The sequence below is a fragment of the Streptomyces sp. NPDC002776 genome (genome assembly GCF_053592195.1).
In genome coordinates, this window is record NZ_JBSFVG010000014.1 from 143979 (window position 1) to 168813 (window position 24835).

Genomic DNA, 24835 nt, shown 5'->3' on the forward strand with positions numbered 1-24835 from the left:
GGAGAGAGATGCTCACGTACGACGTCGATATCTGGTCCATCCGCAAGCGCACCGGCCGGCCGAAACCCTGGGAGCTGCGTTGGCGGGTCGGTGAGCGCCCTCATTCCCGCAGTTTCAAGCTCAAGCCGCAGGCTGAGGGGCGTCGGTCCGAGTTGATGACCGCTCTGCGGGACCACCAGCAGTTCGACGAAGAAACGGGGTTGCCCGCGAGTGAGCTGCGGGCTCGTACCTCTCCGTCCTGGTACGAGCACGTCACTGGATACGTACTGATGAAGTGGCCGCGAGCCGCAGCCAAGCACCGGGCGAGCATCGCTGAATCGCTCGCTGTGGTGACTCCTGTGCTCGTCACCAGCAAACGTGGCGCGCCTCATGCCGCAGTACTGCGCACCGCTCTGTACCAATGGGCGTTCCGAGCCGTTCGTGATGCCGAAGGGACCTGGGTGTCGCGTCACGTCGTCGAGGAGCCGCCCGCCGACATCCGAACCGCTCTGGAGTGGATCGCTGCCCATTCCATCAAGGTCAGGGACCTGGAGGATCCTGCGCTTCTGCGTCCAGCCTTGGAGGCCCTGTCGCTCCGGATGGACGGAAGCAAGGCTGCCGAGAACACCGCCCGGCGCAAGCGCATGGTGCTGAGCAACGTGCTGCGCTACACGGTCGAGGAGAAAGGACTCCTCACCGCGAACCCGCTGCCCCGTGTGGACTGGTCGCCGGCCGAGAGCGACGACGAGATTGACTTCCGGTACGTTCCAGGCCCGGACGTGGCCCGCGCGTTGCTCGGGGCAGTCCGCGATTCCGGACCCCGCGGCCAACACCTGCACGCGTTCTTCGGATGCCTCTACTACGCGGCCATGCGCCCTGGTGAGATCGTCGCGCTCAAGGAATCGGACTGCACCTTGCCACCCAATTCTCCGGAGTCCGTGAAGGAGTGGGGGGAACTGCTTCTCGGGGAGAGCCGTCCCGAGGTGGGCGGTGGTTGGACCGACGAGGGCACGTCTTACGAGAAACGCGGTCTCAAGCGGCGCAGGAGCGGGGCAACACGCACCGTTCCTATCCCGCCGGTTCTCGTGCACCTGCTCCGAGAGCACATCACTCGGTACGGCACGGCCGATGACGGCCGGCTGTTCCGAGCGGCACGTGGGGGACGCGTGGCGTCCACCGAATACTGCGATCTCTGGGAGAGAGCCCGGAAAGCGGTGCTCACGCCCAGCGAGGTGAAGTCCGGTCTTGCGGGCGTGCCGTACTCCCTGAGGCACGCGGGCGTATCGCTCTGGATCAAATCGGGTGTGGATCCCGCAGAGGTCGCCGCCCGCGCCGGGCACAGCATCGCTGTGCTGTACCGCTTCTACGCGAAGATCCTCAAGGGCGGCCAGCAGCACTCCAACAGCCTGATCGCCCGCGCACTCGACGAAGGAGACCAGCCCTGATCCTGGCCCACAGATGGCCCATACGCACTGGTCAAAGCTGGGATACCGGCGAGAAAGAGTGAGACAGGGTGAACGCGGAAGGGGTGCCGCTCCGGAGAGTGGCACCCCTTCTGACCTGCAATGCTTCTGACCTGCGCGGAGGCGGTGGGATTTGAACCCACGGTGACATCGCTGCCACGACGGTTTTCAAGACCAGTCGGATTCGCGCGGTGACTTGGGCGTTGACCTGCGTCTACGGGGTCCCGAGCGGTGCGACCCAGCCCATCTTGGCCGGAGGATGGCCAAGCGCTCATCACCAGGACCCCTCACAGACTCTCGCTTAGAAGATCAGCGATCCCCTGCTCTGACCAGTGGCCGTGCGCGCCGGGGCACGCCGCCACGTACGAGGCAATCGCTTCCATATCCCACGCCCCGGCGGACAGCAGACCTGACGCCAGGAAGCGCACGTAGGCGGGTGACGGGGGCACCCACTGCACGTCATCCATGCCCCACGGAGCCGTGAAGGTCAGTACCGGCATGTCATCAACCTGCCCGGCGCACACGAGCGTTTCGTATCGGCCCTCGCCCAGCACGTCCCGCCCATGAGTCAGAGTGTCGACCAGGTCAAGGTCTGCGCCCGGCGTCCGATACATCTCCTGAGCCGCGATGTCCGCGAACTGTTGCGCCGTAACCAGGTGTGCCCTAGCCAGCACCCGCCCGGTCGCGTGCGGATCGTAGAAGGCCCTCCCCCCTCCCCACACGGGCGATTCGGTCGCGAAGTACATAGCGCCGGTCAGTTCCACAGGGATGGACCGAGCCGGCATGGCCCGGTTGCGGCACCCCGGGTACTCCCGGGCCGCTCCTGGCGGCCGGCCACCTTTGATATAGGCGGCTAGCCGGTCCAGATGCATGTTGGAGCCGTAGGACGTGTACCAGACCTGCGCAGGGCGCCGGTTGCGCGGAAGGGTCGAGTCGATACTTCGCAGGGCCTTCACTGTGGCTTGCTCCTGAGGGACGTGCTCACTCCGCTGAAACGTCGTACCTGATGACATGACGGTCTCCCGGAAGGATCGTGATCATTACTCGTAGGGGCCGGTCGTTTTCGTCGTAGCCCGTACGCATGTGAACGGCCACGGGAGTCGCAGAGGGAAGAGACAGCTTCTCGATCTCCGCACGCGTAGGCATCCGCACGGTGATCTCGTCGCGGTAGCGCGCCTGCACGAGGCCAACGCTGGCCAAGATGCCGCCGGGCGCTGACACGTCTTCCGGCAGCATGAGCGGGGTATCCCTCACCAGTTCCTCGGGAAAGTAGGAGTCGGCCAAGGCGTAAGGGTCCTGGTCGACTATGCGCACTCGTTCCCGCACGACTGTCAACGCGGTCTCCGCATCGAGCTGGAGACGTTCCGCGACCTCGGGCGGCGGGCGCCGGATCGAGACACGCACCGCCTGGCGGGGCTGTCGACCACTTTCGGCCACAATGCTGGCCCACTGGTCACCTCGTTCGTCCGACTTGTGTCGGGCCCGCGACTCCAACACCGACCAGTCCCACACCGCCGGCGTCAAGCTGCGACGAACGAAGCTACCGCGCCCCTGACCAGCGATGATGAGCCCTTCTTCGGTCAGGCGACGAAGGGCCAGCCGGACAGTGTTCCGGCTCGCCTCGTACCGCTCCACCAGCTCAAACTCCGTCGGGAGCTGCGCGCCGGGCTCAAGTTCCCCCCGCTCGATCTGTCCTCGCAGGTCATCCGCAATTCGGTGGTACCTCGGGCGCTGCTCCCGCACGGTGCCTCCCCGCTAGTTGGCTGACTTGTGCCAACAACATACGCCCTTTGCCTTGACGATCCCAAGGTCTCGGGGCAAGCTCAGGGCATTGGTTGTTGGTACAACACCACCAACACCGTTGAGTCAGTCTTTATGCCGGGCAGGGTAGCTGCGGCGTGCTGAAAGGCGCCGTAAGGCTCTGAACTGGTCGTTCATTGACAACTGAATGAGGATCACGCCGCCTCTCCTCGGCCAAGTAGGCGGCCACACGGGATCTCTGCGTGAGGTACAGCGCGATTCGACCTTTCCGCAGCACTGCTGCGGCCGGTTGCCTCCGCTGCTCGTCTCGTACGAGCAGCGCTGAGGGGAGCCGGAATCCCGACTTCAACGGCGCGCACCCCCGGAGAGGCAACTCCGGGGGTGCTGTTCGGGCCGTTTCACCTGCTAGGGAGACCACGACCCATGAACCACATCGTGACTGTTCAGGACGCTGTTACCGCGTTTGCCGACTTTATGGAGCCGACGGACGCGGAGTTGGAGGCCATCGAGCAGGAGATGCCGGCCATCCTGGCCGGCGTCGAGTTGCTGGACGCGCAGATTGCCACCATGGACCGGACCCCGACGGAGCTGGACTCCCGGCGTATCCGCCGGGCCCGTCGTCGGCTGCTCGCCGCGCTGGCGCACCAGGCGGTGGAGGTACGCCGGGGCGGTGCGGCGTGAGCGGGCAGGAAGGCGCGCGGGAGTTCACCGCGCAGATGTCCGTCCGTGATGGCCGCTGGCGGCTGTACGTCGCTCTGCTGAACACCACCGAGCCGTGGCCCGAGTGCGCGTTCAGCGGCGACACGGTACCGACGTTCACGGACCGCGGGGACGCGCTGAGCGTGCTCGGGTTCGAGCCGGCAGCGGGCGCTGAGTGGACGTGGATCGAGGACAGCGTGACCCCCGACGATCCCGCCTCTCCGGTCGTGCTGATCGCCGCGATCCGGGTCCGTTCACGGGCGGGGGTGGGCGGATGAACGCCGTTCAGATCCGTTCAGCCGAGCGCGCCCTATCGGCCGGAACATGGCTGATCGTGTGCGGGGCGATGCTCTACTCCATCCTCACCGTGACGCCACTCATGGCCGCGCACACGGCCGAGGCGTGGGACTGGACGGCGCCGATCCTGCCGCTTGTGGTGGACGCCGCCGTCGTCATCGTGGTCAAGCTCGATGACGTGCTCGCCCGCCTCGGTGGGTACGGCGGACGCTGGCCTGTGGTGCTGCGGTGGATGACCGGACTGATGACACTCGCCCTCAACACCGCCGATTCCGCACTGAACAAAGACCTGGTCGGCGTGGCTGTCCATGCGGTCGCGCCGCTGCTGCTCATCGTCACCGCAGAGACCAGCCTCGCCTACCGGCGGGCCATCGCCCGTGCGGTGGCCGCGCTGGAAGCCGGGCAGCAGGCAGAGCGGGAGCGGCAGGAGCAGGCGGCCCGTGAGCGTGCCGCACAGGCCCGCGAAGAGGCCCGTGAGGAGCGCGAGCACGCCGCCATGCTTGCCCGTGAACAGCGTGAACATGAGGCCGCGCTCGCCCGCGAGCAGGCCGAGCGGGAAGAGCGGCAGCACCGCGAGGAGCGGGAGACCCGGGAGCGTGCGGAGGCTGCTGCGCGGGCCGAGCGTGAACGCCGTGAACGCGAGCGTGAACAGCGTGAACAGGAGCGTGAACGGGCCGAGCGGGAAGCCGCTGAGCGCCGTGCCCGCGAGCGCGCCGAGCAGCAAGCGCGTGAACGCCGTGAACGCCAAGAGCACGAGGAGCGGGCCGAGCGTGAACGCGCCGCCCTGCTGGCGCGCGGGCCGGCCAACGGCAAGCTCCCCGAGGACGACGCCCGGCAGATCGTGGCCGCCGCGTTCGACGCGGAACTCTCCGTGCGCTCTGCCGCGGAGCTGTGCGGCTGGTCGGTGGGGTGGGTGTCCGCCCGCTACGCCGAACACCGCGACCCCGGCGCCGGCGGCGCCGAGCTGGCCATTGCGAGCAACTGATGGCCACGATCCCCACCTATCGGTGGCGGCTCGCCCCTGACGGTTTGGCCACGCGCCGCCAGCTGCGCGCGCTCGGGCTGCGGCCCGGCGGGCAGGACGTTGCTGCACAGGTCGAGCGCCCGCGCCGCCGTCGTGAACCGCTGGTCGCCTACCTCTACCTCATCGAGCAGGCCAAGCCCGTTCGGCCGATGACTCCTGCGAAGCGGGCGGCCCTGGCCAAGGCCAACGCCGCCCGGCGGATCTGCCCGCAGTGCCGGCGGGATGCCGGATACGTGATCCCGTCCTCGCTCGGCATGTGCACCCCGTGTGCCTTCCCCGAGGAACGGCGCGCCGCATAAGCCCTGTTGGCAGGCCCGGCCATACGCCTCCTACAGCACCGGCCGGGCCCTACTCCCCTGAAGGAGTGCTCACAGCATGACGGAACTCAGCACTGAGCCGGTAGCCATCCCGGCTCCCGCACCGCCCCCGCCCACACCTGCACCCACGCCGACCGAGCAGGCCGCCGCGGACGCGGGGCCCGAGCACACGCCCGGCGGTTGGCCGGTCGTCCCGCTCGCTCTCGCCGGGGCGAACAGCACCGTGGGCATGGTCGCCACCGCCGCCCTGGCCGGCGGTCCGGTCGCCGCCATGGTTGCCGCGACCGGCGCTGTCGTCCTCGGCACCGTGGCCGGCACCCGCAGCCGCAAGACCAACCCCCGCAAGGAAGCCCGCCGTACCGCCGCCCGCGCGGCCGGTCGGTCCGCCGCCCGCAGCGCTGGCCTGCGCCGCACCGGAGCAGGAACGGTCGGCAGCAGCCGAGCCGGGAGCAGCCGTTCGGCCGGCTCCCGCGCCGGCCGCTCCGGCGGCAAGCCGGTCAGCGGGCCCGGCCAGCACCGCCGCCCGTCCGGTACGACCGCCGGCCACGGCAGCACCGGGGCGAGCAAGGCCAGCAAGGCCCGCAGCAACACCGGCAAGGGCACAACCAGGCACGCGGCCGGCGCCGCCGGGAAGGCTGCGGGCAAGGTGGGGCAGGTCAAAGCCCTGCGCCGGACCGCGCAGCAGGCCGCGGCCGGCTCACGGGCCGGACAGCGGGCACAGACCACCGCCGCACGCCGCGCGGTCGCGGACGCCCGCCGCAACACCAAGGCCCGCACCAACGGCGGCGCCGGGTCCACCCACCGCGGCGGCCTGGGTGGCCGGATGCTCGGTGGTGTCGCCCGTAAGGCACGCGCCGCGCGGGATGCGGCAGTCGCCAAGCACCGTGCCCGGCGCGACGCCGCAACCGCCGGCACCGTCGCCGCCAAGCGCGCCGCGGTCCGGAAGGCTCCGGCCCGTCGGGCTGCTCGGCAGGCGTTGCGCAGGTCCGCGGCCCGATTCCACGGCCGGCGCCTGCTCGCCGCCCTGCTCGCCCTGCCCCTCGGGTTGCTCGGCATGGTCACCACGCCGATCGGGCGGAAGTTCGATATCCCGTGGCTGATGTACCCCGGTCGGCGCCTGTTCTGGCGCATCGTCCGCACCGCCACCGAGCAGCGGGCCCACCGCGACGCGGCGATCCGCCAGGAGCAGGCCGAGCAGGAAGCCGCCGCCGACGCGGAAGCCACCGAGGACGGCGCCGACGGCATCGCGGATGGCGTCGAGCGCCCCGAGTCCACCGTCCCCACCAGCACGAACACCCCGTCGACCGAGGGAGAGCACGTGTCCGGTTTCCGATTTGAAGAGGCCGCTGAGGAGATGGAGCAGGCCGCCAACTCCTACGAGCCTGAGAACGCCATGGAGATCCTGGCCATGGTCGAGGGTCTGCCCGCCGCCCTCACATCCGTGGCGAACGTGATGAAGATCCTCGCGGAGCGCTCCGACTCGGAGTTTCCGCTGGAGAAGGAGGTGGCGGACGGCTTCAACGACATCTTCGGCGCCCTGATGAGTGCGGTCGCGGTCGCGGAGGACATGGGCCCGCTGTTCCGGCAGGCGCACGAGCAGGACATCGCCCGGCACGAGGACCCCCGCAACGGCACCGAGGCTGAGAAGGGCTGGAACGTCTGACATGAGCAGCACCGCCACCGCCACCAAAAAGCAGGCGAGCAGTGGCCCGGTGCTGGACTGGAGCGCCGGTCACGGACCTGTGACCGGCGCCCTGTCCGCCACCACCGGAGCCTTCGCCGTCGCCACCACCGGAGCCGCCACATCCATGCCGCCCGGATGGGCCCTCGCGGTCGGCGCCGCGGGCGCCCTTGGTCACACCGTCGTCGGCCTGCGCGTACGGAACGCCGGCCGCACCCTCGCCACCCGCGCAGCCTCCTGGCTGGTCGGCGCCGGCTGGACCACCTGGGCCATGACGAATGGCCCCCTCACCTGGGCCGCCCTCGGCTCCCTGGCCACGATGGGCGTCGGTATCGGCGCCGCCGCCCGCTCCGCCGCCCTGTTCGAGGAAGCCCGCGAAGAGGAAGCCATCGCCGCTGAACAGCGCGAGATCGCGCGGGAGCTGTCCGCGGAGCGGCGGGCGATCGCCGCGGAGTGGGTGGAGCGGATCCAGCGGATTTGCTCGATCAGCGTGCGCGTGGTCGGTGTGGAGATGTGGCCGACGGGCGCGGGCTACTCCTTGGACCTGGAACCGCAGGGCGGTATCACCTACGACCGGATCGCGCAGTACTCGGTAGCTCTGTCGGCGGACGCGCGGCTGCCGCACGGCTGCACCGCCAGCGCTGGGCCCGGGATCCACCAAGGCCGCACGATCATGGACGTGACCACGGTCAACGTCCTCAAAGAGGACTGCCCCTACCCCGAGGACTACGGGCCCTTGTCGGTCCTGTCCGGCCTGCCGTGGGGCGTGCGCACCAACGGCGAGATCGTCTCCGCCTACCTGCGCGAGCAGTGCGCCCTGGTCGTCGGCCCCACGGGGTCGGGCAAGACGAACATGGTGCACACGATCCTCGCCGGGTTCGCCCGCGCGCAGGACGTGCTCACCTGGGTGATCGACCTCAACGCCGGCAGCGCGGGCCTGCCCTGGGTCCTGCCCGCCCTCAACGGCGAGCTGACCACCGAGAACGGCAAACCGGTGCGGCCCGGTGTGGACTGGCTCGCCTCCTCCTACGAGGAGGCGACGCTGATGCTCGATGCCGCGCTGGCCATCGGCCTGCACCGCAAGAAGGCGTATCAGGACCTGCTGGCCAAGGCGAACACGGACCTGCTCCCCATCAGCTCCAAGATCCCGCAGATCCTGCTGGTCATCGACGAGGGCGCGGAAATCCTGGTCAGCACCGACCGGCAGATGAAGCAGCTCGCAAAGAAGATCCTGGAAGTCATCCGGATGCTGCGCGCCATGGGCATCCGCACTGTGCTCACCGCGCTCGGTGCCACCGGCAGCGTGCTGGGCAATCTGATGATCCGCCGGGAAGGCAAGGTCCGCGTTGCCCTGACCGGCGGTGAGACCGAGGGCATGGACCTGGGCAAGATGTTCCCCGGCCGGCGCGGACTGCGCGTCGACCAGGCCCCCTACAAGGGCGCCGGGTTCATGGGCACCCCCGAGTCGCCGGCCGCGCTGTTCAAGTCCTGGCGGATCCTGCCCAACCAGATCCGCGACATCACCGTCGCCACCTCCGACCGGCACCCCCGCCTGGACGACGTGTCCGCCAAAGCCGCCGGCCCGGCCTATGCCCGCCGCTGGGATGCCGAACGCACCGCATGGATGCGCGACCTCACCCTCACCGACGCCGAACTGAGCGACGACTCCGACGCCGGGGCGGGCGGGCTGAACCTGACCGCGCTACGTGAGAGTGAGGCGGAGCAGGTGACGCCCGAAGAGGCGATGCTGCGGGCGTTTCGGGAGCAGATCGACGCTCAGTTCGGCACTGCCCCCGAACCGCAGACCCCCGCGGGGAACGAGGGGCCGCCGGCCGCGGGTGGGCTGAACCTGTCGGTGCTGCGGGGCGAGCAGGACAGCCCCGCACAGCAGGCCGCGCTGGCGCTGCTGCTCGCCGCCGGCCAGGAGGGCACCGGGGCGTCCGCGATCGCCCGCGCGCTCGCCAACGAGCACGGCACGTCCCGGCAGACGGTCGTGGGCTGGCTGCGGGACTGGGTCAAGGACGGCACCGCCGTCCGCGTCGGAGAGGGCACCAAGGCCCGCTACGTCCACCGCCAGCACGCCCCCGAACAGCCCCCCGAAGGTTGATCACTTGTCGCTTGTCGCCCCCGCCAGAACACACGCCGCTCAGTCCCCCTGGGGGCGCGGAAACGGCTTATGACCTGCAAGGCGACAAGCGACAAGACAAGACAAGCGACAAGCCGCACGACAAGGAAGACGACAAGCCACGCGACAAGCACAGCCACCCATCCGAGCGGGCCCGCACCACCTCCGTGGTGCGGGCCCGCGGCTCACCCGAGGAGCCCCGAAATGGACCACCGCACCCCGCCGGGGAACATCGCCCCGCACATACCCGCCGCCGACTGGCAGCGCGCACAGGCCACCGGACAGCCCGTCGTCATCGTCCTCAACGACCCTTGCCCGGCCGGCATCCCCTGGCGCCGCATCCTGATCCCGTTCGCGATCACCGGGGCGGTCGTGGCCGGCGGCTGGGGACTGGTCGCCTGCCTCTGCCTCCTGCTCGACGCCGCGGCCCACACCGCCACCGTCATCGCGGGCGCCGCCGGACCCATCGGCATCGGCGGTATCACTCTCAAGCTCGCCCGCGGCAAGACCACCTAGATACGCCCGGGGCGACCGCCCCTCTCGCCAAAGATGCGCGGTCGCCCCGGCCAACCAGCCCACTACAGACCCGTTGGAGGTCTCCCAGCATGACGCAACCCACCGCCTACCGGCGAGTGCGCGGCCGACGCCCGCGCTTACTGGACCTGTTCTGCTGCCAGGGCGGCGCCGCCAAGGGCTACGCCGACGCCGAGTTCGACGTGACCGGCGTCGACCTCAGCCCGCAACCGCGCTACCCATTCCGGTTCGTGCAGGCGGACGCGATCGCGTTCGTCCTCGAACACGGCGCCGCGTTCGACTTCATCCACGCCTCCCCGCCGTGCCAGCACGACAGCGAGTGCCAGCGCATCCAGTCCAACGACCACCCCGACTTGATCGCCCCCACCCGCACGGCTCTTGAAGCGACAGGGCGACCGTGGGTGATGGAGAACGTGCGGGGTGCGGTGCCCAAGCTGCGTGCTCCGGTGATGCTGTGCGGGCAGATGTTCCGGCTGGCCAACTACCGGCACCGGTACTTCGAGACCGGCGGCGGCTTCACCCTCGCTCAACCCGACCACCCGCCGCACCTGATCCCGCAGGCCAAGATGGGCCGCCCGGTCCCGCCGGGCCACTACGGGCAGTTCGTCGGCAACTTCTCCGGAGTCCCTCTCGCTCGTGAGGTGCTGGGGGTGCCGTGGATGAACCGGGACGGCATCCGTGAGTGCATCCCCCCGGCCTACGCCGAGTTCATCGGCCGGGCCGCCCTGGCCATGCTCACCCCGGCGCTGGGGGTGGCGGCGTGAGTGGCATTCTGACCGCCGATCTGGCCTGTCTGCCCCTGCTCGCCTCCGCGCTGTCCTCGGCAGAACGAGGCTGGCCGGTCATCCCGCTGCACCCGCGCGGGAAGCGGCCCGCCGGGCACCCTGAACGCGACTGCCCGGGCACGGGGCGGTGCGCGGTCGGCCACCGCAAGCCCGAACAGCGCGCCACCACCAACCCTGACTTGATCCACGCCACCTGGGCTACGCGCCCGTACAACGTGGGGATCGCGACCGGTCCAGCCGGGCTGCTGGTGGTCGATCTGGACGTGTGCAAGCCCGAAGAACCAGAAGGAGCGCCTGACGGCGCCACTTCGTTGCAAGCGCTCTGCGAGCGCGCCGCCCAGGCCATCCCCACGACCTACCGGGTACGGACCGCCCGCGGCGGGGAGCACCTGTACTTCACCGCACCCACCGGGATGCGACTGAAGTGCAGCGCGAACCGTCTCGGGCCGCACATCGACACCCGCGCATGGGGCGGCTACGTCGTCGCCCCCGGCAGCACCACCCCCGACGGCGCCTACGAAGTGACCGATGACGCCCCCGTGGCACCGCTTCCCGGGTGGCTGGCCGAACAGCTCACCGAGCCGCATCGGCCCGCCGTTGTGGATCTGGCGCCGCTGTGGGACGGCACCCGGGCCGCCCGCACGGCGCTGGAACGGGAGTGCGCGGTCATTGCCGCCACTACCGACGGCGGGCGCAACAACACCCTGCACAAGAGCGCCTGCAAGATCGCCCGGTTCGTCGCATGGGGCGACCTCCCCCGGGACGTGGCAGAGCAGGCAATCCAGGGGGCGGGGGAGTCCACGGGACTGCCGCCGGCCGAGTGCCGCACGACCATCCGCAGCGCCATGGACTGGGTCATCACCCACGCCACACCACGGCAGGCAGCCTCATGAACGGCCCCAGCTCCCCCCACCTGGATTGCCCCAGCCGCACTGCCGGCCGGCCGCACGCCGCTCCACAGCCTGTGGACACGACGGGCGTGGGCGAGCCGAAAGGCGCCGCCCGTCAGGGCGTCGTCACTGTCCTTCGCTCGAACCGCCCCCAGGTCCGGCCGGGCGCCGACCCCACACCGGACGCCCCCGGAATCCGGATCTTCGCTCCGCCCACCTACCGGCACCACTACGACGGCGCCCGTTGGTCCACCCGATCCGGCGCCCTACCCACCGCCGCCTACGCCTGCGTCTGCGGGCAAACCGGCACCGCCACCGGCCCCGAGAACGTGGCCGTGCTGGTCTCCGAGTACGACGCCCACCGATCCGCCTGCACCGGGGCGCCCGCCGCACCCACCGAAGGGAGGGCCGCCGCATGACCGCCCAAATCGACGGCGCCGCACTGCTCAACGAGGTGGAAGCCTTCCACCGCCGCTTCAACGTCTTCCCCACCGAACACGCCTACACCGCCGTCGCCCTGTGGGACGCGCACGCCCACCTCATCGACTGCTTCGAGACCACCCCGCGGATCGCGTTCCTGTCCCCGGAGCCGGGATCGGGGAAGTCCCGCGCGCTGGAGATCGTGGAACTGCTCACGCCCCGCCCGGTCGCCACCGTGTCGGCGTCCGCCAACGCCCTGTACCGGCTGGTCGACTCCGCGGCCGGCCTACCCACGGTGCTGTTCGATGAGGTAGACACCATCTTCGGACCCAAGGCAGGCGCCGACGAGGCACTGCGCGGCTTCCTGAACGCCGGCTACCGGCGGACCACAGGCGCCCTGCGGTGCGTCGGAGAGGGCTCCAACCAGAACGCACAGCTCTTCAACTCCTACTGCGCCGTGGCCATGGCCGGACTCGGCTCGCTACCGGACACCGTCCTGACCCGCTCCGTCATCATCCGCATGCGCAAGCGGGCCCCCAACGAGAAGGCCGAGCCCTACCGGCAGCGCATCCACGAAAAGCAGGGCCACGCCGTGCGGGACCGGCTCGCCAAATGGGCCGACAGCGTTCGCGAACAGGTTGCGGGAGCCTGGCCCGAGATGCCCGAAGGGGTCACCGACCGGCCCGCGGACGTATGGGAACCCCTGCTCGCCGTCGCGGACGCGGCCGGCGGCGACTGGCCCGCACGCGCCCGTGCCGCCTGCCTGGAACTGGTCCACGCCGCCCACGACAACGACGAAGCGTCCCTCGGAGTGCGGCTGCTGACCGACCTGCGCGACAAGGTGTTCTGCGGCGCCGACCGGATGCCAACAGCCGCCATCATCGAATGCCTGCTGCGCATGGACGACGCCCCCTGGGGCGACCTGGACGACAAGCCGATCAACTCCCGCACCCTCGCCCGGCTGCTCGGCCAGTACGTCACCCCGGCCAACAAGCCGATCAAACCGCGCGGCATCCGCACCCCCTCGGGCTTCCCCAAGGGCTACTACGCGGAAGACCTCACGGACGCCTGGACGCGGTACTGCCCTCCCACCCCCGAGGAATCCGCCACGTCCGCCACGTCCGCCACACCGCAGGTCAACAGGGGTGAATCCGTGGCGGATACCGCCACACCGATCCGCCACATGTCTGCGGAAGCCGCCACACAGCCCACCCTCACCCACTGACCGAGCAAGCGCCCAGGTGCCGCCCCAGCCCCCGTGGGGTGTGGCGGCACCTATCCGCCACAAAACCGCTATCCGCCACACGATCAAGGCTCTGACCTGCGATGTGGCGGCGTGGCGGACGTGGCGGATCCCCCAGAAGAGAGAAGAGACAAGGAGTCGCACGTTGGCCCGCGACGAAAAGCTCAAGCTCCCCGAAGTCCTCGAAGAGATCGAGATGAGCCGCGCCGCCTTCTACCGCCTACGCGCCCGCGGTAAGGCACCCAAGCTCATCAAGCTCCCCAACGGCCAGCTCCGCTGCCGCCGCAGCGACTTGGACGCGTGGTGGGCCAAACACGAAGTTGCAGCCTGATCCTTGACCACACCGACGGGACCTCGCCATGGCGGGGTCCCGTCCCCATGAGGGAGCCAAATGCACAGCTACGACGTGCGTATTTGGAGTATCCGCAAGCGCCCAAGCAAGGTCGCTCCGTTCCAGCTCCGCTGGCAAGTGGCTGGTGACGAACATCAGGAGAAGTTCCCCACCAAGACTCTCGCCGACGCCCGCCGCGCCGAGTTGCTGACCGCTACCCGCAAGGGCGAGCCGTTCGACACGGAGACGGGTCTCCCCGTCTCGGAGGTACGGGAGCGGAACCGTACGAGCTGGTACATCCACGCTCGTGCGCACGCCGCACGAAAGTGGCCGACGGCAGCGGCGAAGCACCGGGCAAGCATCGCCGAGAGCCTGACCATCGCCACGATGGCTCTGTGCCCGGCGGGCAAGGGACGCCCGGCGGATGACGTGTTGCGCCGCGCGCTCTACCAGTGGGCTTTCAACGCCGGACGGCACGGCCAGGAACCCCCGGAAGCCGAAGCGAAGGCACTGACGTGGGTCGAACGCAACACGCCGGCAGTGGTCGACCTGGACAACGCCAAGCGCATGCGTGGGGTGTTGGACCATCTGGCCAAGCGACAGGACGGCAAGCCAGCCGCTGCGAACACGTTTCGGCGCCGCCGCGCGGTGCTGAGTAACTGCCTACGCCTGGCCGTGGAACACGAGCTGCTGCCCGGCAACCCCCTGCACCGCGTGCACTGGGAGACGCCCAAGGCGGTCGAGGAACTGGACGTGCGCAGCGTCGCCACGCCGGCTCAGGCACGGGCCCTGCTCGATGCGGTCCGCGCTCAGGGTCCCCGCGGTGCCCACCTGGTCGCGTTCTTCGCATGCATCTACTACGCCGCCATGCGGCCCGAGGAAGTGTCAATGCTCAGCGCCGACCAGTGCGACCTCCCCACCGAGGGATGGGGGCGACTCCTGCTCGCCGGCGCCCGCCCGCAGGTGGGTTCCGCATGGACGGACGACGGCAAGCCCTACGAGGAACGCCAGTTGAAGCACCGGGCCCGCCGGGCGGTCCGGCCGGTGCCCATCCCGCCAGTGTTGGTCGCCATCCTGCGTGCGCACCTGGACGCGTTCGGCACCACGCCCGAGGGGCGACTGTTCAGCGCCGTACGCGGCGGACCGGTCCGGTCGCAGGAGTACGGCGCGGTATGGAAGGAAGCTCGCAGAAAGGCGCTCACGGCCGCGCAGGTGGCCTCTCCGCTGGCTGCCATCCCGTACGACCTGCGACACGCGTGTGTGTCGTTCTGGCTGCGCTCCGGGGTGAGCCTGGCTGAGACCGCCCGACGTGCAGGACAGAGCGTCGCCGTACTCCAGCGCTACTACGCCAAGGTGCTGGACGGGGAGGAAGCCAAAATGAACGCCCTGATCGATCGGGGGTTGGCGGAGCACGAGGACGGGGCCGAGGGGTCCTGATTCCTGGCCGCAGGTTGGCCGCACGCGCTGGTCAGAGGTGGGATACCGGCGGGTCAGGGTGAGACAAGGTCATGCAGAAGGGGTGCCGCTCTGGAGAGTGGCACCCCTTCTGACCTGCAAGCCTCTGACCTGCTGCGGAGGCGGTGGGATTTGAACCCACGGTGACATCGCTGCCACGACGGTTTTCAAGACCGTTCCCTTAGGCCGCTCGGGCACGCCTCCCCGCGCCGGTGTTGATCCGGCGCGGGACAAGAGTAACGGGTGGGCCCGGCGGCGGGGGTGTCAGCTGTCGCCGACCCGGGAGCCCAGGGTCAGTTCGACCGTGCGGGTCTTGCCGTCCCGTTCGTAGGTGAGCTGGACCTTGTCGCCGGGCTGGTGGGTCCAGATCTCGCCGATCAGGGTGGGGCCGGAGTCGATCACGCGGTCGTCGAGCTTGGTGATGACGTCCCCCGGCTTGAGACCCGCGTCGGCCGCGGGACCGCCCGGCTCCACCGCCTCCGAGCCGCTCGCACCCTGCTCGGTGATCTTCGCGCCGCCCGTGCCCTCCTCCAGCGAGACGGAGGCGCCGATCTTGGCGTACACCGGCTTGCCGGTCTTGATCAGCTGCTGGGCTACGACCTTCGCCTGGTTGATCGGGATGGCGAAGCCCAGGCCGATGGAGCCGGACTGGCTGCTGCCGCCCAGGCCGTTGCCCGCGGACTGGATCGCCGAGTTGATGCCGATCACATTGCCCTGGGCGTCCAGCAGCGGGCCGCCCGAGTTGCCCGGGTTGATCGACGCGTCGGTCTGCAGCGCGCTCATGTACGAGGCGTTGCTGCCGGTGCCGTCGCTGGAGGCCACCGGGCGGTTCTTGGCGCTGATGATGCCCGTGGTCACCGTGTTCGACAGGCCGAAGGGCGCGCCGATCGCGATCGTCGAGTCGCCCACCGCCACCTTGTCGGAGTTGCCGAGGGTGAGCGGCTTGAGACCCGAGGGGGCGTTCTTGAGCTTGATGACCGCCACGTCGTAGCCCTGGGCGTTGCCCACGACCTCCGCGTCGTACTTCTTGCCGTTCGGGAAGGTCGCCGTCAGCTTGCCGCCGTCGACGGCGTCGGCCACCACATGGTTGTTGGTGACGATGTGGCCCTCGGTGTCGAAGACGAACCCGGTGCCGGTGCCGCCCTCGCCGCTGCTGCTCGCCGCCTCGATGGTGACGGTGCTGGGCAGCGCCTTCTGGGCCACGCCCGCGATGGTGCCCGCGTCGCGCTTGACGTCGCCGCCGGTGTCGGAGGCGGCGACGGTGGTCGAGGAGGTCGCGTCGTCCTTGGCCAGGGTGTAGCCGAGTCCGCCGCCGAGGCCGCCGGCGACCAGCGACGCGATCAGGACCGCGGCGAGCAGGCCGCCGCGTCGGCCGGACTTCGGCGCGGGCGCCGGCTGCTGGTACGCCGCGCCCCAGACCGTGCCCGATCCCCCGGCACCGCCGGAGGTGGCGTCGGGGTGGGCGTGGGCATACGCGGGGGCCGCCGGGGCGGGGGGCGGCCAGGACGCGTCCGGTGCCGACGGGCCCTGCGGCGCCGCCGGGGTGCCCGGTGCCGGTCCCGCGGCGCCCGCGGGCGGCGCGCCGTGCGGCACCGGCGGGAGCGGGGTGGTCGGGGCGCCGGTACCGGGAGCCGGGTGGCCCTGCGGCTCCGGAGCAGCGGGAGCGTCCACCGGCACGGGGGGTGCGGACGGGGCCGGGGGTACCGCGGCGCCCTCGTTCTCGGTGCTCACAGCTTTTCTCCTCGATCCACGGCTGTCGTTGTCGGTCGCACTCGGTCACGCCCGTTCACGTGTGTCGACGGCCCGGTGCGCTTCAGCTGTGCTGGTCTTTTTGTATGCCGTCAGCTTTTCCCACGGGGCGTCAGAGCACCATAAGCGGTGCCTGTGGGTCCGCGGCCATTCTTTATATAGGTCATGTACGACGAAAAGGACACATTCCAGTCCCTCCGTCGACACGTCTACCCCCTCTCGGTGGCACCATGACGCGGTGACCCACGCACGCCGGCCCACGCCCCAAGTCGTCGCCCACCGCGGAGCCTCCGAGGACGCGCCCGAACACACCCTGGCCGCGTACCGCAAGGCGATCGAGGACGGGGCCGACGCCCTGGAGTGCGATGTCCGCCTCACCGCGGACGGCCACCTCGTCTGCGTCCACGACCGCCGCGTCAACCGCACCTCCAACGGCCGCGGCGCGGTCTCCGCACTGGAGCTCGCCGACCTCGCCGCGCTGGACTTCGGTTCCTGGAAGAGGGGCGACCCCTGGCGGAACCGGGACGAGGACCCGGACTGGGAGGTCCGCCCGGAGGACCCGCAGGACACCTCGGTCCTCACCCTGGAACGCCTGCTGGAGCTGGTCGCCGACGCCGGGCGCCCGGTGGAGCTGGCCATCGAGACCAAGCACCCCACCCGCTGGGCGGGCCAGGTCGAGGAGCGGCTGCTGCACCTGCTGAAGCGGTTCGGCCTGGACTCCCCGGCCGTCGCTGACGCCTCCACGGTCCGGGTGATGAGCTTCTCCGCGCGCTCGCTGCACCGCGTGCGTGCCTCCTCGCCGACCCTGCCGACGGTCTATCTGATGCAGTTCGTCTCGCCCCGGCTGCGCGACGGACGGCTGCCGGCGGGGGTCCGGATCGCGGGCCCGTCGATCCGGATCGTGCGCCATCACCCCGCGTACATCGAGCGTCTGAAGCGCGCCGGCCACCAGGTGCACGTCTGGACCGTGAACGAGCCCGAGGACGTCGCCCTCTGCGCGGAGCTCGGCGTCGACGCCATCATCACCAACCGCCCGCGCGCGGTGCGGCATCAGCTGGGCCGCTGAGCTGCGCCGAACCATCCGCCCCGGTACGACCTCTTGACCCGGTGGTCCCACCGGCCCCATCCTCCACTCTCGGCCACACCGTCGATTTCCAGCCAGGCAGTTACAGGGAGTGCTCCGGCGCGTTCGGTCCGTATTCGATCGTTTCGAATGCGTCACCGGACCTGCGTTGGCCGGTTTCCGGTACAGGCCAATGGGGCATCCACACCGTGGCGTGGGGCGAAGGAGGTCTCGGGGGTGGCGTTGGTGGTGGCACAGGAGGTGCCCACGTCGTCGAGCATGGCCGTACCCCATGGCCCTGCGGGCGTGGGGAAAACGCGACACCGGATGCGCGATCAGCTGCGCATGGGCGGTGTGGCGGAAGCGGTCATCGACGATGCCGTACTGATTCTTTCCGAACTCTTGAGCAACGCGTGCAAACACGGCCGACCACTGGGCGACGCCCTGGCCGGGGACGGCGACGTCCGGGCCGCATGGCGGGTGGACCCGGCCGGGCGGCTCACGGTGGAGGTCACGGACGGCGGTGGGCCCACCCGCCCGGCTCCGGCCACGCCCTCGGTCACCGCGCACGGCGGCCGCGGGCTGAACATCATCACCGCGCTGGCCGACGACTGGGGCGTACGGGACGACGCGCGGGGCGAGGTCACCGTCTGGGTGGTCGTCCATGACGACGTGCATGACCGGAACGCCGGACACCGTCGCCACGACTTCGCTACGCGCGTGGCTGCCCCGTCGGTCGCCGCGATGCCCGAACTCGACTTCGCGGACGCGCTCGAGGACCTGGACTGACCCTCCGGTCACCGAGCGGCCCGGGAAGCGCGCAGGGACGCGTTGTCCACAGGGTCGCCTCGGCCATGGCGTGAACAGCTAGGCTCCCGCCGTACCAGACGAGCCGTTTCCGGGAGACACCCTCATGGCCAAGAAGCGACCCCAGACGAAGGCCGCGCGCCCGCAGCTCAAGGACGGGGAGATCCCGGTCGTCGGAGCCCGCGAGCCCTGCCCCTGCGGCAGTGGCCGCCGCTACAAGGCCTGTCACGGCAAGGCCGCCGCCGAAGCCGTGACCGAGCTGGTGCACCGCCCCTTCGAGGGGCTGCCCGGCGAGTGCGACTGGGTGGCCCTGCGCGAGCTGGTGCCCGCCGCCACGGTCCCGCTGCCCCTCAAGGACGGGCTGCCCGAGGGCGTCCCGGCCGTCACGCTGGCGACCGTGCTGCCGATGGCCTGGCCCGCGCTGCGCCGCGACGACGGCTCGGTGCTGCTGGGCCTGCAGAACGACACGGCGTCCGGCGACCTCAGCCGCGATCTCGCCGACACCCTCCGGCGCGCCCTGGAGGCCAAGCCCGGCACCCCGGTGCAGGCACGGCGCGCCCCGGCCGACGGTCCGCGGCTGCAGGACCTGCTCGACCCGGAAGGCGCGTTCGAGCCAGTTGTGCACACGGGCTTCGAGTTCTGGGTCCCGGACGCGGAGAACTCCACCCCGGAGGTGACCGCCTCCCTGGAGCGGGCCAACGCCGCCGCCATCCCGACCGTGCGGCTGACCGGCGTGGACGCCGCGTACTGGTGCGAGACGCCGGAGAAGAACCACCTGCGCTGGGTCATGCCGTACCCCGAGGAGCAGCTTCTGGACGCGCTGGCGCGACTGCACGCGGCGGGCCGGTCGAACCTGGGCGAGGGCACCCGTCTCGTGGGTTCCTTCCGCGCTCACGGCCTCACCGTGCCGGTCTGGGACCTGCCGAGCGGGTTCGGCGCCGAGGACGCGGAGAAGCCGGCCGCCGAGTTCGCCGAACGTCTCACCGCCGCACTGGCCACCGACGCCCCGCTCACCGCGGACGAGCGCCGCGCCCGGGGCGGCCTGACCAACCGCCAGGTCACGCTCAGCTGACGCACCGCGCGAAGATCCTCGGCGGCTGACCGACCGGTCAGCCGCGGGGGGCGCCCGGACAGGTGACTCCGATCACAACTCCCGCTCCCCGCAGGGAAATCGGTGACCGGAAAGCCCGGATCGAATTTGCGAACCGCCGATCTCTTGTTACCGTTCCAGTAGCCCGGTTGCTGGTGCATCCCCCGTCGCCAGCAACCGGGTCTTTCCATGCGCGCGGTCCTCTACAGAGTGCCGCCGCGCGTCAACTGCCCGTAGGCGCGGCCGAGTTGCTCCCGGACCGCAGCAGCAGCGGGCCCTCGCCGGCCCGGGCCGCGAACTCCGCGACCGCCGTGTGGTCGGCCGGCGCGCCCCGGGTGGCCGCACGGGGTGTCTCGCAGCTGCCGGGCTCGTCCTCGGCGCCCACCGCGCACCGGATCTGCACCGTGCGCCCGCCCGGCCCCATCAGGCTCAGCACCGCATCCAGCGCTCCGCCGGTGGTGTTGCGGTAGTAGGTGCGCGCCCATGTCCGCTCGCCCTGGGTGAGCACACAGGTCTGCGCCTCGATGCCGTCGGGCGAGGTGAGTTCGGGTCCGCAGCGCGCGGCGGTGGCCAGGCCGAGGCCCGGGGGCGACGGGGAGGGCGCTTTCGCGTCGGGGGAAGCGGACGGCCGTGCGGAAACGGACGGCCGTGGCGAAGCGGACGGCCGTGGGGAAGCGGCCTCTTCGCCCACCTGCCCCGCGGACGCCACGGCGAGCGGCAGCGCCACCGCGCACACCGCGACGCCGGCCAGGGCGAGCAGACGAAGGTTCATGGACGGAAGATAACGAGGGAAGGCGGGCGCCCCGTCCGGTGCGCGCCCGACACCCCTACAACTCGGGTGCGCTCACACCCGTACGAGTGAGGGCCTCCACCACGGCGTCCACCACGGCCTCCACGTCCGGCAGCCACGGGGCCGCCGGGCCGGGCCCCGGCGCGCGCTCCCAGCGGACGGCGCCCTCGCCGGTCTCGGAGGGGGGCAGGGCGAGATAGCCGCCCGTGCCGTGGAACCGCAGGGAGCCCGGAACGTAGTCCTTGGCGTACAGCAGTTCGCCCAACCGCTCCAGGGAGTACGGCTTGACGAGCAGCGCCCAGCGGGTGGGCGAGGCGATCACGGGGCCGAGCCGCATCCCCGTGCGGTCGAGCGCCGTGAGGGCCTGGGCGGCCGGCAGGGCCGGCAGGCTGACGGCGCAGGGCGCCTTGCCGCCGCTGGCCAGCACGATCGGTGCCGCCGGTCGGTTGCTCCACCACCAGCGCACCATGCGCTCGTCGGTGGTGGCCGCGAGGAGGCCGGGGTCGAAGGGATGCGCACCGGGCACCGTGCAGTCCGCGTCGGGGCACCCGCACCGGGACCGCCCCTGCGGATCCGCCGTCACACCCGGGAGTACGGGCCACTGCCATTGAGTCGCGAAGGTCAGGGCCGCACTGAGCAACTCAGGCCTCCCGCCGTTGCGCTGGGACAGGAGCCTGCGTCGCCTTCCGAGGAACTCTCGCATGAGCGCTCGTTCCTTTCCGTTGCACCGCTGGCAACACCGTGGTCCACATCACACCATGTGTCGATCACTTCACTGTGCGTACCTGTTGGCGCATCACACCCCTGCTTCGAGCAGAGGGAACCCCTATGGGCCGAGCGGCGGCTGCGTCCGCGGCAGCCTCACCCATACTGCGTGGATCAAAAGCACGGGCCTGGCGTGGGGTGGCGAAGTCTGGCGTTTTGCCGTTGCGCGTATTTCTCTTCGCCTCCGCCACGGGAGGATGGGGCACGGTCGTCGGTGGCTAAGACGCCCGGGTCCGCCGCCAGGTTCCGGGTGACTGTCAACCACCCCTGGCCTTCTCCGAGTACGTACCCATCACGACCGCTGTGACGCTCCGTGGAACACGCCCAGTCGACCGCAATAAGGCGTTCCCTGAGGCAGTTTTAAGCCAACTTTGCCTTTCTGCAAGGGGTCGGGGAAAAGTGGACCGGTTACCCGCGGACACCACGAATCCCGGCAGGACAATGCTGGACATCCCCTCACGAGTGCGTGTACATGTGGAGACACTGCTAGCGGCGCAGAATGACATGGGGGTTTGCGATGCTTTTGAGCAATACGCACCGGTCGGAAAGCCGGACGCCATGAACGCCCCGCACCCTCCGAAAGTGGCCGGAATCGATTCCACGGTTCCCTCGCCCGCACACACTGTCGCGCCCGCGCCCGCGGCCTCTGAGACCCCGGCAGCCACCTCCGTCCCACCGCCCACTCCACCGGGCGCCCCCGGACTGCTGCTCCAGGACCGGCTCGCCGGCTGGGTCTCCGACCTCACCACGCTGCACGAACTCACCGAACGCCTGACCCGTACGGGGTCCTTGTCCGACGCCCTCCAGGAGCTGCTGCGCGCCGGGTCCGCCCTCGTCGGCGCCCGGCGCGGACTCGTCGTGCTGGAACCGGCCGACGGGCGGGGCCCGGACAGCACCGTCGGCCTGGGGCTGGCCCGCGCGGACCTCGGCCACATCGAGACCGTGCCGCGCGGCTCGATGCCGTACGGGAAGATCCTCAACGGGCTGCCCGGCGGGGACGGTGAGATCGCGCAGCCCGATCTGTTCGCCGAGGACGGGCTCGATCCGCGCCACCGCGAGGTGGCCGCGCGCCTCGGCTACGCCGCGAGCTACGCACTCCCCCTGCGCACCGACGCCGCCGGCCCGCTCGGCGCCGCGGTGTGGCTGTACGACGAGCCCGCCGAGCCGTCCGAGCGCCAACGGCACCTGATCGGGCTGTACACGCGGTACGCCGCCGAGCATCTCGCCCGGCTGCTGGAGGTCGAGCGCACGCGCGCGTGCATGGCGACCATGTCCGAGGAGCTGCTGCCCTCGCGGCTGCCCCGGGTGCCCGGCGTGCAGCTCGCCGTCCGGCACCGCACCGGGCCGCTCGGCGGCGGCGACTGGTACGACGCGCTGCCCCTGCCGGACGCGGCCCTCGGCCTGGCGGTCGGCTCGGTCACCGGGTCGGGGCCGAGCGCGGTGGCCGCGATGGGCCGGCTGCGGGCGTCCCTGCGGGCGTACGCCGTGATGGAGGGCGAGGACCCGGTGGCGGTCCTGTCCGATCTGGAGCTGCTGCTGCGGCTGACCGAGCCCGCCCGCTCGGCGACCGCCCTGTTCGCCTACTGCGAGCCCGCCCTGCGCAAGATCACTCTCGCCGGGGCCGGGCACTGCCCGCCGCTGCTGATCGGCGAGCGCCGCACCGAGTTCGTGGAGACCACCGTCTCCGCCCCGCTCGGCATGCTGGCCTGCTGGGAGGCGCCCAGCGTGGAGTTCCTGGCGGAGGCCGGGGAGACGGTTCTGCTGTACACCGACGGGCTGCTGCACCGTACCGGCGACGCCACGGACCGGGCCTTCGCGCGGCTGCACACGGCGGCGGCGAGCGTCCCCCGGGCGCTGCGGAACGACCCGGACGCGATCGTCGACCACGTCCTGCGGACCGTGCTGCCCGATGGTCTCGACGCGGCGGACAGCGCGGAGGACATCGTCCTGCTCGCCGCGCGCTTCGCATGACGGCGGTAACAGGTCCTTCGGCCCTGGGCCCCCTTCCGTACGACCGTACGATGGAGGGGGTCCAGTGCCGTATCAAGGAGGATGACCGTGTCGGAGGAGCTCACCCCGACCGAGCCCATTGCTGCTACCGCAGCGGGCCCGGAAGAGTCTGAAGAGCCGATCAAGCAGCGCAAGAACGGCCTGTACCCGGGCGTGTCCGACGAGCTGGCCGAGAACATGAAGTCCGGCTGGGCCGACACGGAGCTGCGCGACCTGGAGCCGATCCCCCAGGCCGCCGAGACCGCCGCCCGCCGCGCCGCGCTGTCGGCGCGCTTCCCGGGCGAGCGTCTGGTGATCCCCGCGGGCAATCTGAAGACCCGCTCGAACGACACCGAGTACCCCTTCCGGGCGTCGGTCGAGTACGCCTATCTCACCGGCAACCAGACCGAGGACGGCGTCCTGGTCATGGAGCCCGTCGCCGACGGTCACCGGGCCACCATCTACCTGCTGCCCCGCTCCGACCGGGAGAACGGCGAGTTCTGGCTCTCCGGCCAGGGCGAGCTGTGGGTCGGCCGCCGGCACTCCCTCACCGAGGCCGAAAAGCTGTACGGCATCCCCGCCTCCGACGTGCGCGAGCTGACCGGGGCGCTGCGCGAGGCCACCGGTCCGGTGCGGGTCGTGCGCGGTCACGACGCCGGGATCGAGGCCGCGCTGACCGACAAGGTCACCGCCGAGCGGGACGAGGAGCTGCGGGTCTTCCTCTCCGAGGCGCGGCTGGTCAAGGACGCGTTCGAGATCGGCGAGCTGCAGAAGGCCGTCGACTCCACGGTGCGCGGCTTCGAGGACGTGGTGAAGGTCCTCGACAAGGCCGAGGCCACCTCCGAGCGCTACATCGAGGGCACCTTCTTCCTGCGGGCCCGGGTCGAGGGCAATGACGTCGGCTACGGCTCCATCTGCGCGGCCGGCCCGCACGCCTGCACGCTGCACTGGGTGCGCAACGACGGGCCCGTGCGCTCCGGGGACCTGCTGCTGCTCGACGCGGGCGTGGAGACGCACACGTACTACACCGCCGACGTCACCCGGACGCTGCCGGTCAACGGCCGGTACACCGAGATCCAGAAGAAGATCTACGACGCCGTGTACGAGGCCCAGGAGGCCGGGATCGCCGCCGTGCGGCCCGGTGCGAAGTACCGGGACTTCCATGACGCCGCGCAGCGGGTGCTCGCCGCGAAGCTGGTGGAGTGGGGCCTGGTCGAGGGGCCCGTGGAGCGGGTGCTGGAGCTGGGGCTGCAGCGGCGGTGGACGCTGCACGGCACGGGGCACATGCTCGGTCTCGACGTCCACGACTGCGCTGCCGCGCGGCAGGAGACGTATGTGGACGGTGTGCTCGAGCCGGGGATGTGTCTGACGGTCGAGCCGGGGCTGTACTTCCAGGCCGACGACCTGACCGTGCCGGAGGAGTACCGCGGCATCGGGGTGCGGATCGAGGACGACATCCTGGTGACCGAGGACGGGAACCGGAACATGTCGGCCGCGCTTCCTCGGCGCTCGGACGAGGTCGAGGCGTGGATGGCCGAGCTGGTGAAGTAGGGAACTGACATCGGGTTGATGGCCGGA

At 70.7% G+C, this 24835-nt stretch carries 24 protein-coding genes and 2 tRNA genes; 19 read left to right on the top strand and 7 right to left on the bottom strand.

Features of this window, described 5'->3' with window-relative positions; genetic code table 11:
* Positions 1 to 8 precede the first annotated feature (8 nt).
* Positions 9 to 1424 carry a tyrosine-type recombinase/integrase gene (locus tag ACWD11_RS26440; protein ID WP_451285940.1) on the top strand — a complete coding sequence of 472 codons (1416 nt, stop codon included), beginning with the start codon at positions 9 to 11 and terminating at the stop codon, positions 1422 to 1424.
* Positions 1425 to 1560: 136 nt separating this feature from the next.
* Here the strand turns inward: ACWD11_RS26440 and ACWD11_RS26445 are convergent.
* The 3 genes from ACWD11_RS26445 to ACWD11_RS26455 form a co-directional block, all read right to left on the bottom strand.
* Positions 1561 to 1660: transfer RNA gene (locus tag ACWD11_RS26445), tRNA-Ser, on the bottom strand.
* A gap of 69 nt (positions 1661 to 1729) precedes the next feature.
* A complete protein-coding gene (locus ACWD11_RS26450) occupies positions 1730 to 2188 on the bottom strand; it encodes a histone deacetylase (RefSeq protein WP_451285942.1) in 459 nt (152 codons plus the stop codon).
* A 235-nt stretch (positions 2189 to 2423) separates the two neighbouring features.
* Positions 2424 to 3185, bottom strand: a complete 762-nt coding sequence (locus ACWD11_RS26455; protein WP_451285944.1) for a GntR family transcriptional regulator — start codon at positions 3183 to 3185, stop codon at positions 2424 to 2426.
* 441 nt (positions 3186 to 3626) lie between these two features.
* Here ACWD11_RS26455 and ACWD11_RS26460 point away from each other — a divergent pair, with 441 nt between their 5' ends.
* The 13 genes from ACWD11_RS26460 to ACWD11_RS26520 all read left to right on the top strand — a co-directional run bounded on the left by ACWD11_RS26460 (position 3627) and on the right by ACWD11_RS26520 (position 14986).
* Entirely contained in the window at positions 3627 to 3884 is a 258-nt protein-coding gene (locus ACWD11_RS26460; protein ID WP_451285946.1) for a DUF6284 family protein, read from the top strand.
* On the top strand, positions 3881 to 4180 hold the full coding sequence (locus ACWD11_RS26465; protein WP_451285948.1) for a DUF6303 family protein: 300 nt from the start codon (positions 3881 to 3883) through the stop codon (positions 4178 to 4180). Before ACWD11_RS26460 ends, ACWD11_RS26465 begins: the two co-directional genes overlap by 4 nt.
* The gene (locus ACWD11_RS26470; RefSeq protein WP_451285950.1) at positions 4177 to 5184 is read left to right on the top strand and encodes a DUF2637 domain-containing protein; all 1008 of its coding nucleotides are present in this window, start codon (positions 4177 to 4179) and stop codon (positions 5182 to 5184) included. The genes ACWD11_RS26465 and ACWD11_RS26470 overlap by 4 nt, the downstream gene beginning before the upstream one ends.
* Positions 5184 to 5522: an RRQRL motif-containing zinc-binding protein gene (locus tag ACWD11_RS26475; RefSeq protein ID WP_451285952.1), complete on the top strand. Its 339-nt coding sequence runs from the start codon at positions 5184 to 5186 to the stop codon at positions 5520 to 5522. The genes ACWD11_RS26470 and ACWD11_RS26475 overlap by 1 nt, the downstream gene beginning before the upstream one ends.
* A gap of 76 nt (positions 5523 to 5598) precedes the next feature.
* Positions 5599 to 7203, top strand: a complete 1605-nt coding sequence (locus tag ACWD11_RS26480) for a hypothetical protein (RefSeq protein WP_451285954.1) — start codon at positions 5599 to 5601, stop codon at positions 7201 to 7203.
* 1 nt (position 7204) lies between these two features.
* Entirely contained in the window at positions 7205 to 9328 is a 2124-nt protein-coding gene (locus ACWD11_RS26485; RefSeq protein WP_451285956.1) for an FtsK/SpoIIIE domain-containing protein, read from the top strand.
* Between the two features lie 222 nt (positions 9329 to 9550).
* Entirely contained in the window at positions 9551 to 9862 is a 312-nt protein-coding gene (locus ACWD11_RS26490) for a hypothetical protein (protein ID WP_451285958.1), read from the top strand.
* 89 nt (positions 9863 to 9951) lie between these two features.
* Complete coding sequence (locus ACWD11_RS26495; protein ID WP_451285960.1) at positions 9952 to 10644, top strand: SAM-dependent methyltransferase; 693 nt, start codon at positions 9952 to 9954, stop codon at positions 10642 to 10644.
* Positions 10641 to 11558 (top strand): bifunctional DNA primase/polymerase, encoded by a 918-nt coding sequence (locus tag ACWD11_RS26500; protein ID WP_451285962.1) that lies wholly within the window; start codon positions 10641 to 10643, stop codon positions 11556 to 11558. Before ACWD11_RS26495 ends, ACWD11_RS26500 begins: the two co-directional genes overlap by 4 nt.
* A gap of 86 nt (positions 11559 to 11644) precedes the next feature.
* On the top strand, positions 11645 to 11974 hold the full coding sequence (locus tag ACWD11_RS26505) for a hypothetical protein (protein ID WP_451285964.1): 330 nt from the start codon (positions 11645 to 11647) through the stop codon (positions 11972 to 11974).
* Entirely contained in the window at positions 11971 to 13200 is a 1230-nt protein-coding gene (locus ACWD11_RS26510; RefSeq protein ID WP_451285966.1) for a DUF3631 domain-containing protein, read from the top strand. Before ACWD11_RS26505 ends, ACWD11_RS26510 begins: the two co-directional genes overlap by 4 nt.
* Positions 13201 to 13363: 163 nt before the next feature.
* Positions 13364 to 13549 (top strand): helix-turn-helix transcriptional regulator, encoded by a 186-nt coding sequence (locus ACWD11_RS26515; RefSeq protein WP_451285967.1) that lies wholly within the window; start codon positions 13364 to 13366, stop codon positions 13547 to 13549.
* A gap of 60 nt (positions 13550 to 13609) precedes the next feature.
* Positions 13610 to 14986 (top strand): tyrosine-type recombinase/integrase, encoded by a 1377-nt coding sequence (locus ACWD11_RS26520; protein WP_451285969.1) that lies wholly within the window; start codon positions 13610 to 13612, stop codon positions 14984 to 14986.
* Between the two features lie 135 nt (positions 14987 to 15121).
* On the opposite strand, the gene ACWD11_RS26525 is transcribed toward ACWD11_RS26520, so the two are convergent.
* Both ACWD11_RS26525 and ACWD11_RS26530 read right to left on the bottom strand, forming a co-directional pair.
* Positions 15122 to 15208, bottom strand: a tRNA-Ser gene (locus tag ACWD11_RS26525).
* Between the two features lie 60 nt (positions 15209 to 15268).
* Complete coding sequence (locus ACWD11_RS26530; RefSeq protein WP_389416537.1) at positions 15269 to 16735, bottom strand: S1C family serine protease; 1467 nt, start codon at positions 16733 to 16735, stop codon at positions 15269 to 15271.
* Between the two features lie 256 nt (positions 16736 to 16991).
* Between ACWD11_RS26530 and ACWD11_RS26535 the strand changes: the two genes are divergently transcribed.
* The 3 genes from ACWD11_RS26535 (at position 16992) to ACWD11_RS26545 (ending at position 19695) form a co-directional block, all read left to right on the top strand.
* Positions 16992 to 17819 (top strand): glycerophosphodiester phosphodiesterase, encoded by an 828-nt coding sequence (locus ACWD11_RS26535; protein ID WP_389416538.1) that lies wholly within the window; start codon positions 16992 to 16994, stop codon positions 17817 to 17819.
* A gap of 147 nt (positions 17820 to 17966) precedes the next feature.
* The gene (locus ACWD11_RS26540) at positions 17967 to 18605 is read left to right on the top strand and encodes an ATP-binding protein (RefSeq protein WP_451285972.1); all 639 of its coding nucleotides are present in this window, start codon (positions 17967 to 17969) and stop codon (positions 18603 to 18605) included.
* A gap of 124 nt (positions 18606 to 18729) precedes the next feature.
* Positions 18730 to 19695 carry a DUF5926 family protein gene (locus ACWD11_RS26545; RefSeq protein ID WP_389416540.1) on the top strand — a complete coding sequence of 322 codons (966 nt, stop codon included), beginning with the start codon at positions 18730 to 18732 and terminating at the stop codon, positions 19693 to 19695.
* Positions 19696 to 19936: 241 nt separating this feature from the next.
* Here ACWD11_RS26545 and ACWD11_RS26550 read toward each other — a convergent pair whose 3' ends face one another.
* Both ACWD11_RS26550 and ACWD11_RS26555 read right to left on the bottom strand, forming a co-directional pair.
* On the bottom strand, positions 19937 to 20485 hold the full coding sequence (locus ACWD11_RS26550) for a hypothetical protein (protein ID WP_451285974.1): 549 nt from the start codon (positions 20483 to 20485) through the stop codon (positions 19937 to 19939).
* A gap of 55 nt (positions 20486 to 20540) precedes the next feature.
* Complete coding sequence (locus ACWD11_RS26555; protein WP_451285976.1) at positions 20541 to 21206, bottom strand: bifunctional DNA primase/polymerase; 666 nt, start codon at positions 21204 to 21206, stop codon at positions 20541 to 20543.
* Between the two features lie 503 nt (positions 21207 to 21709).
* Between ACWD11_RS26555 and ACWD11_RS26560 the strand changes: the two genes are divergently transcribed.
* Together ACWD11_RS26560 and ACWD11_RS26565 are read left to right on the top strand one after the other, a co-directional pair.
* Positions 21710 to 23239, top strand: coding sequence for a PP2C family protein-serine/threonine phosphatase (locus ACWD11_RS26560; RefSeq protein WP_451286012.1), 1530 nt, complete (start codon positions 21710 to 21712; stop codon positions 23237 to 23239).
* Between the two features lie 87 nt (positions 23240 to 23326).
* Complete coding sequence (locus ACWD11_RS26565) at positions 23327 to 24808, top strand: aminopeptidase P family protein (protein ID WP_389416543.1); 1482 nt, start codon at positions 23327 to 23329, stop codon at positions 24806 to 24808.
* Positions 24809 to 24835: the final 27 nt, after the last annotated feature.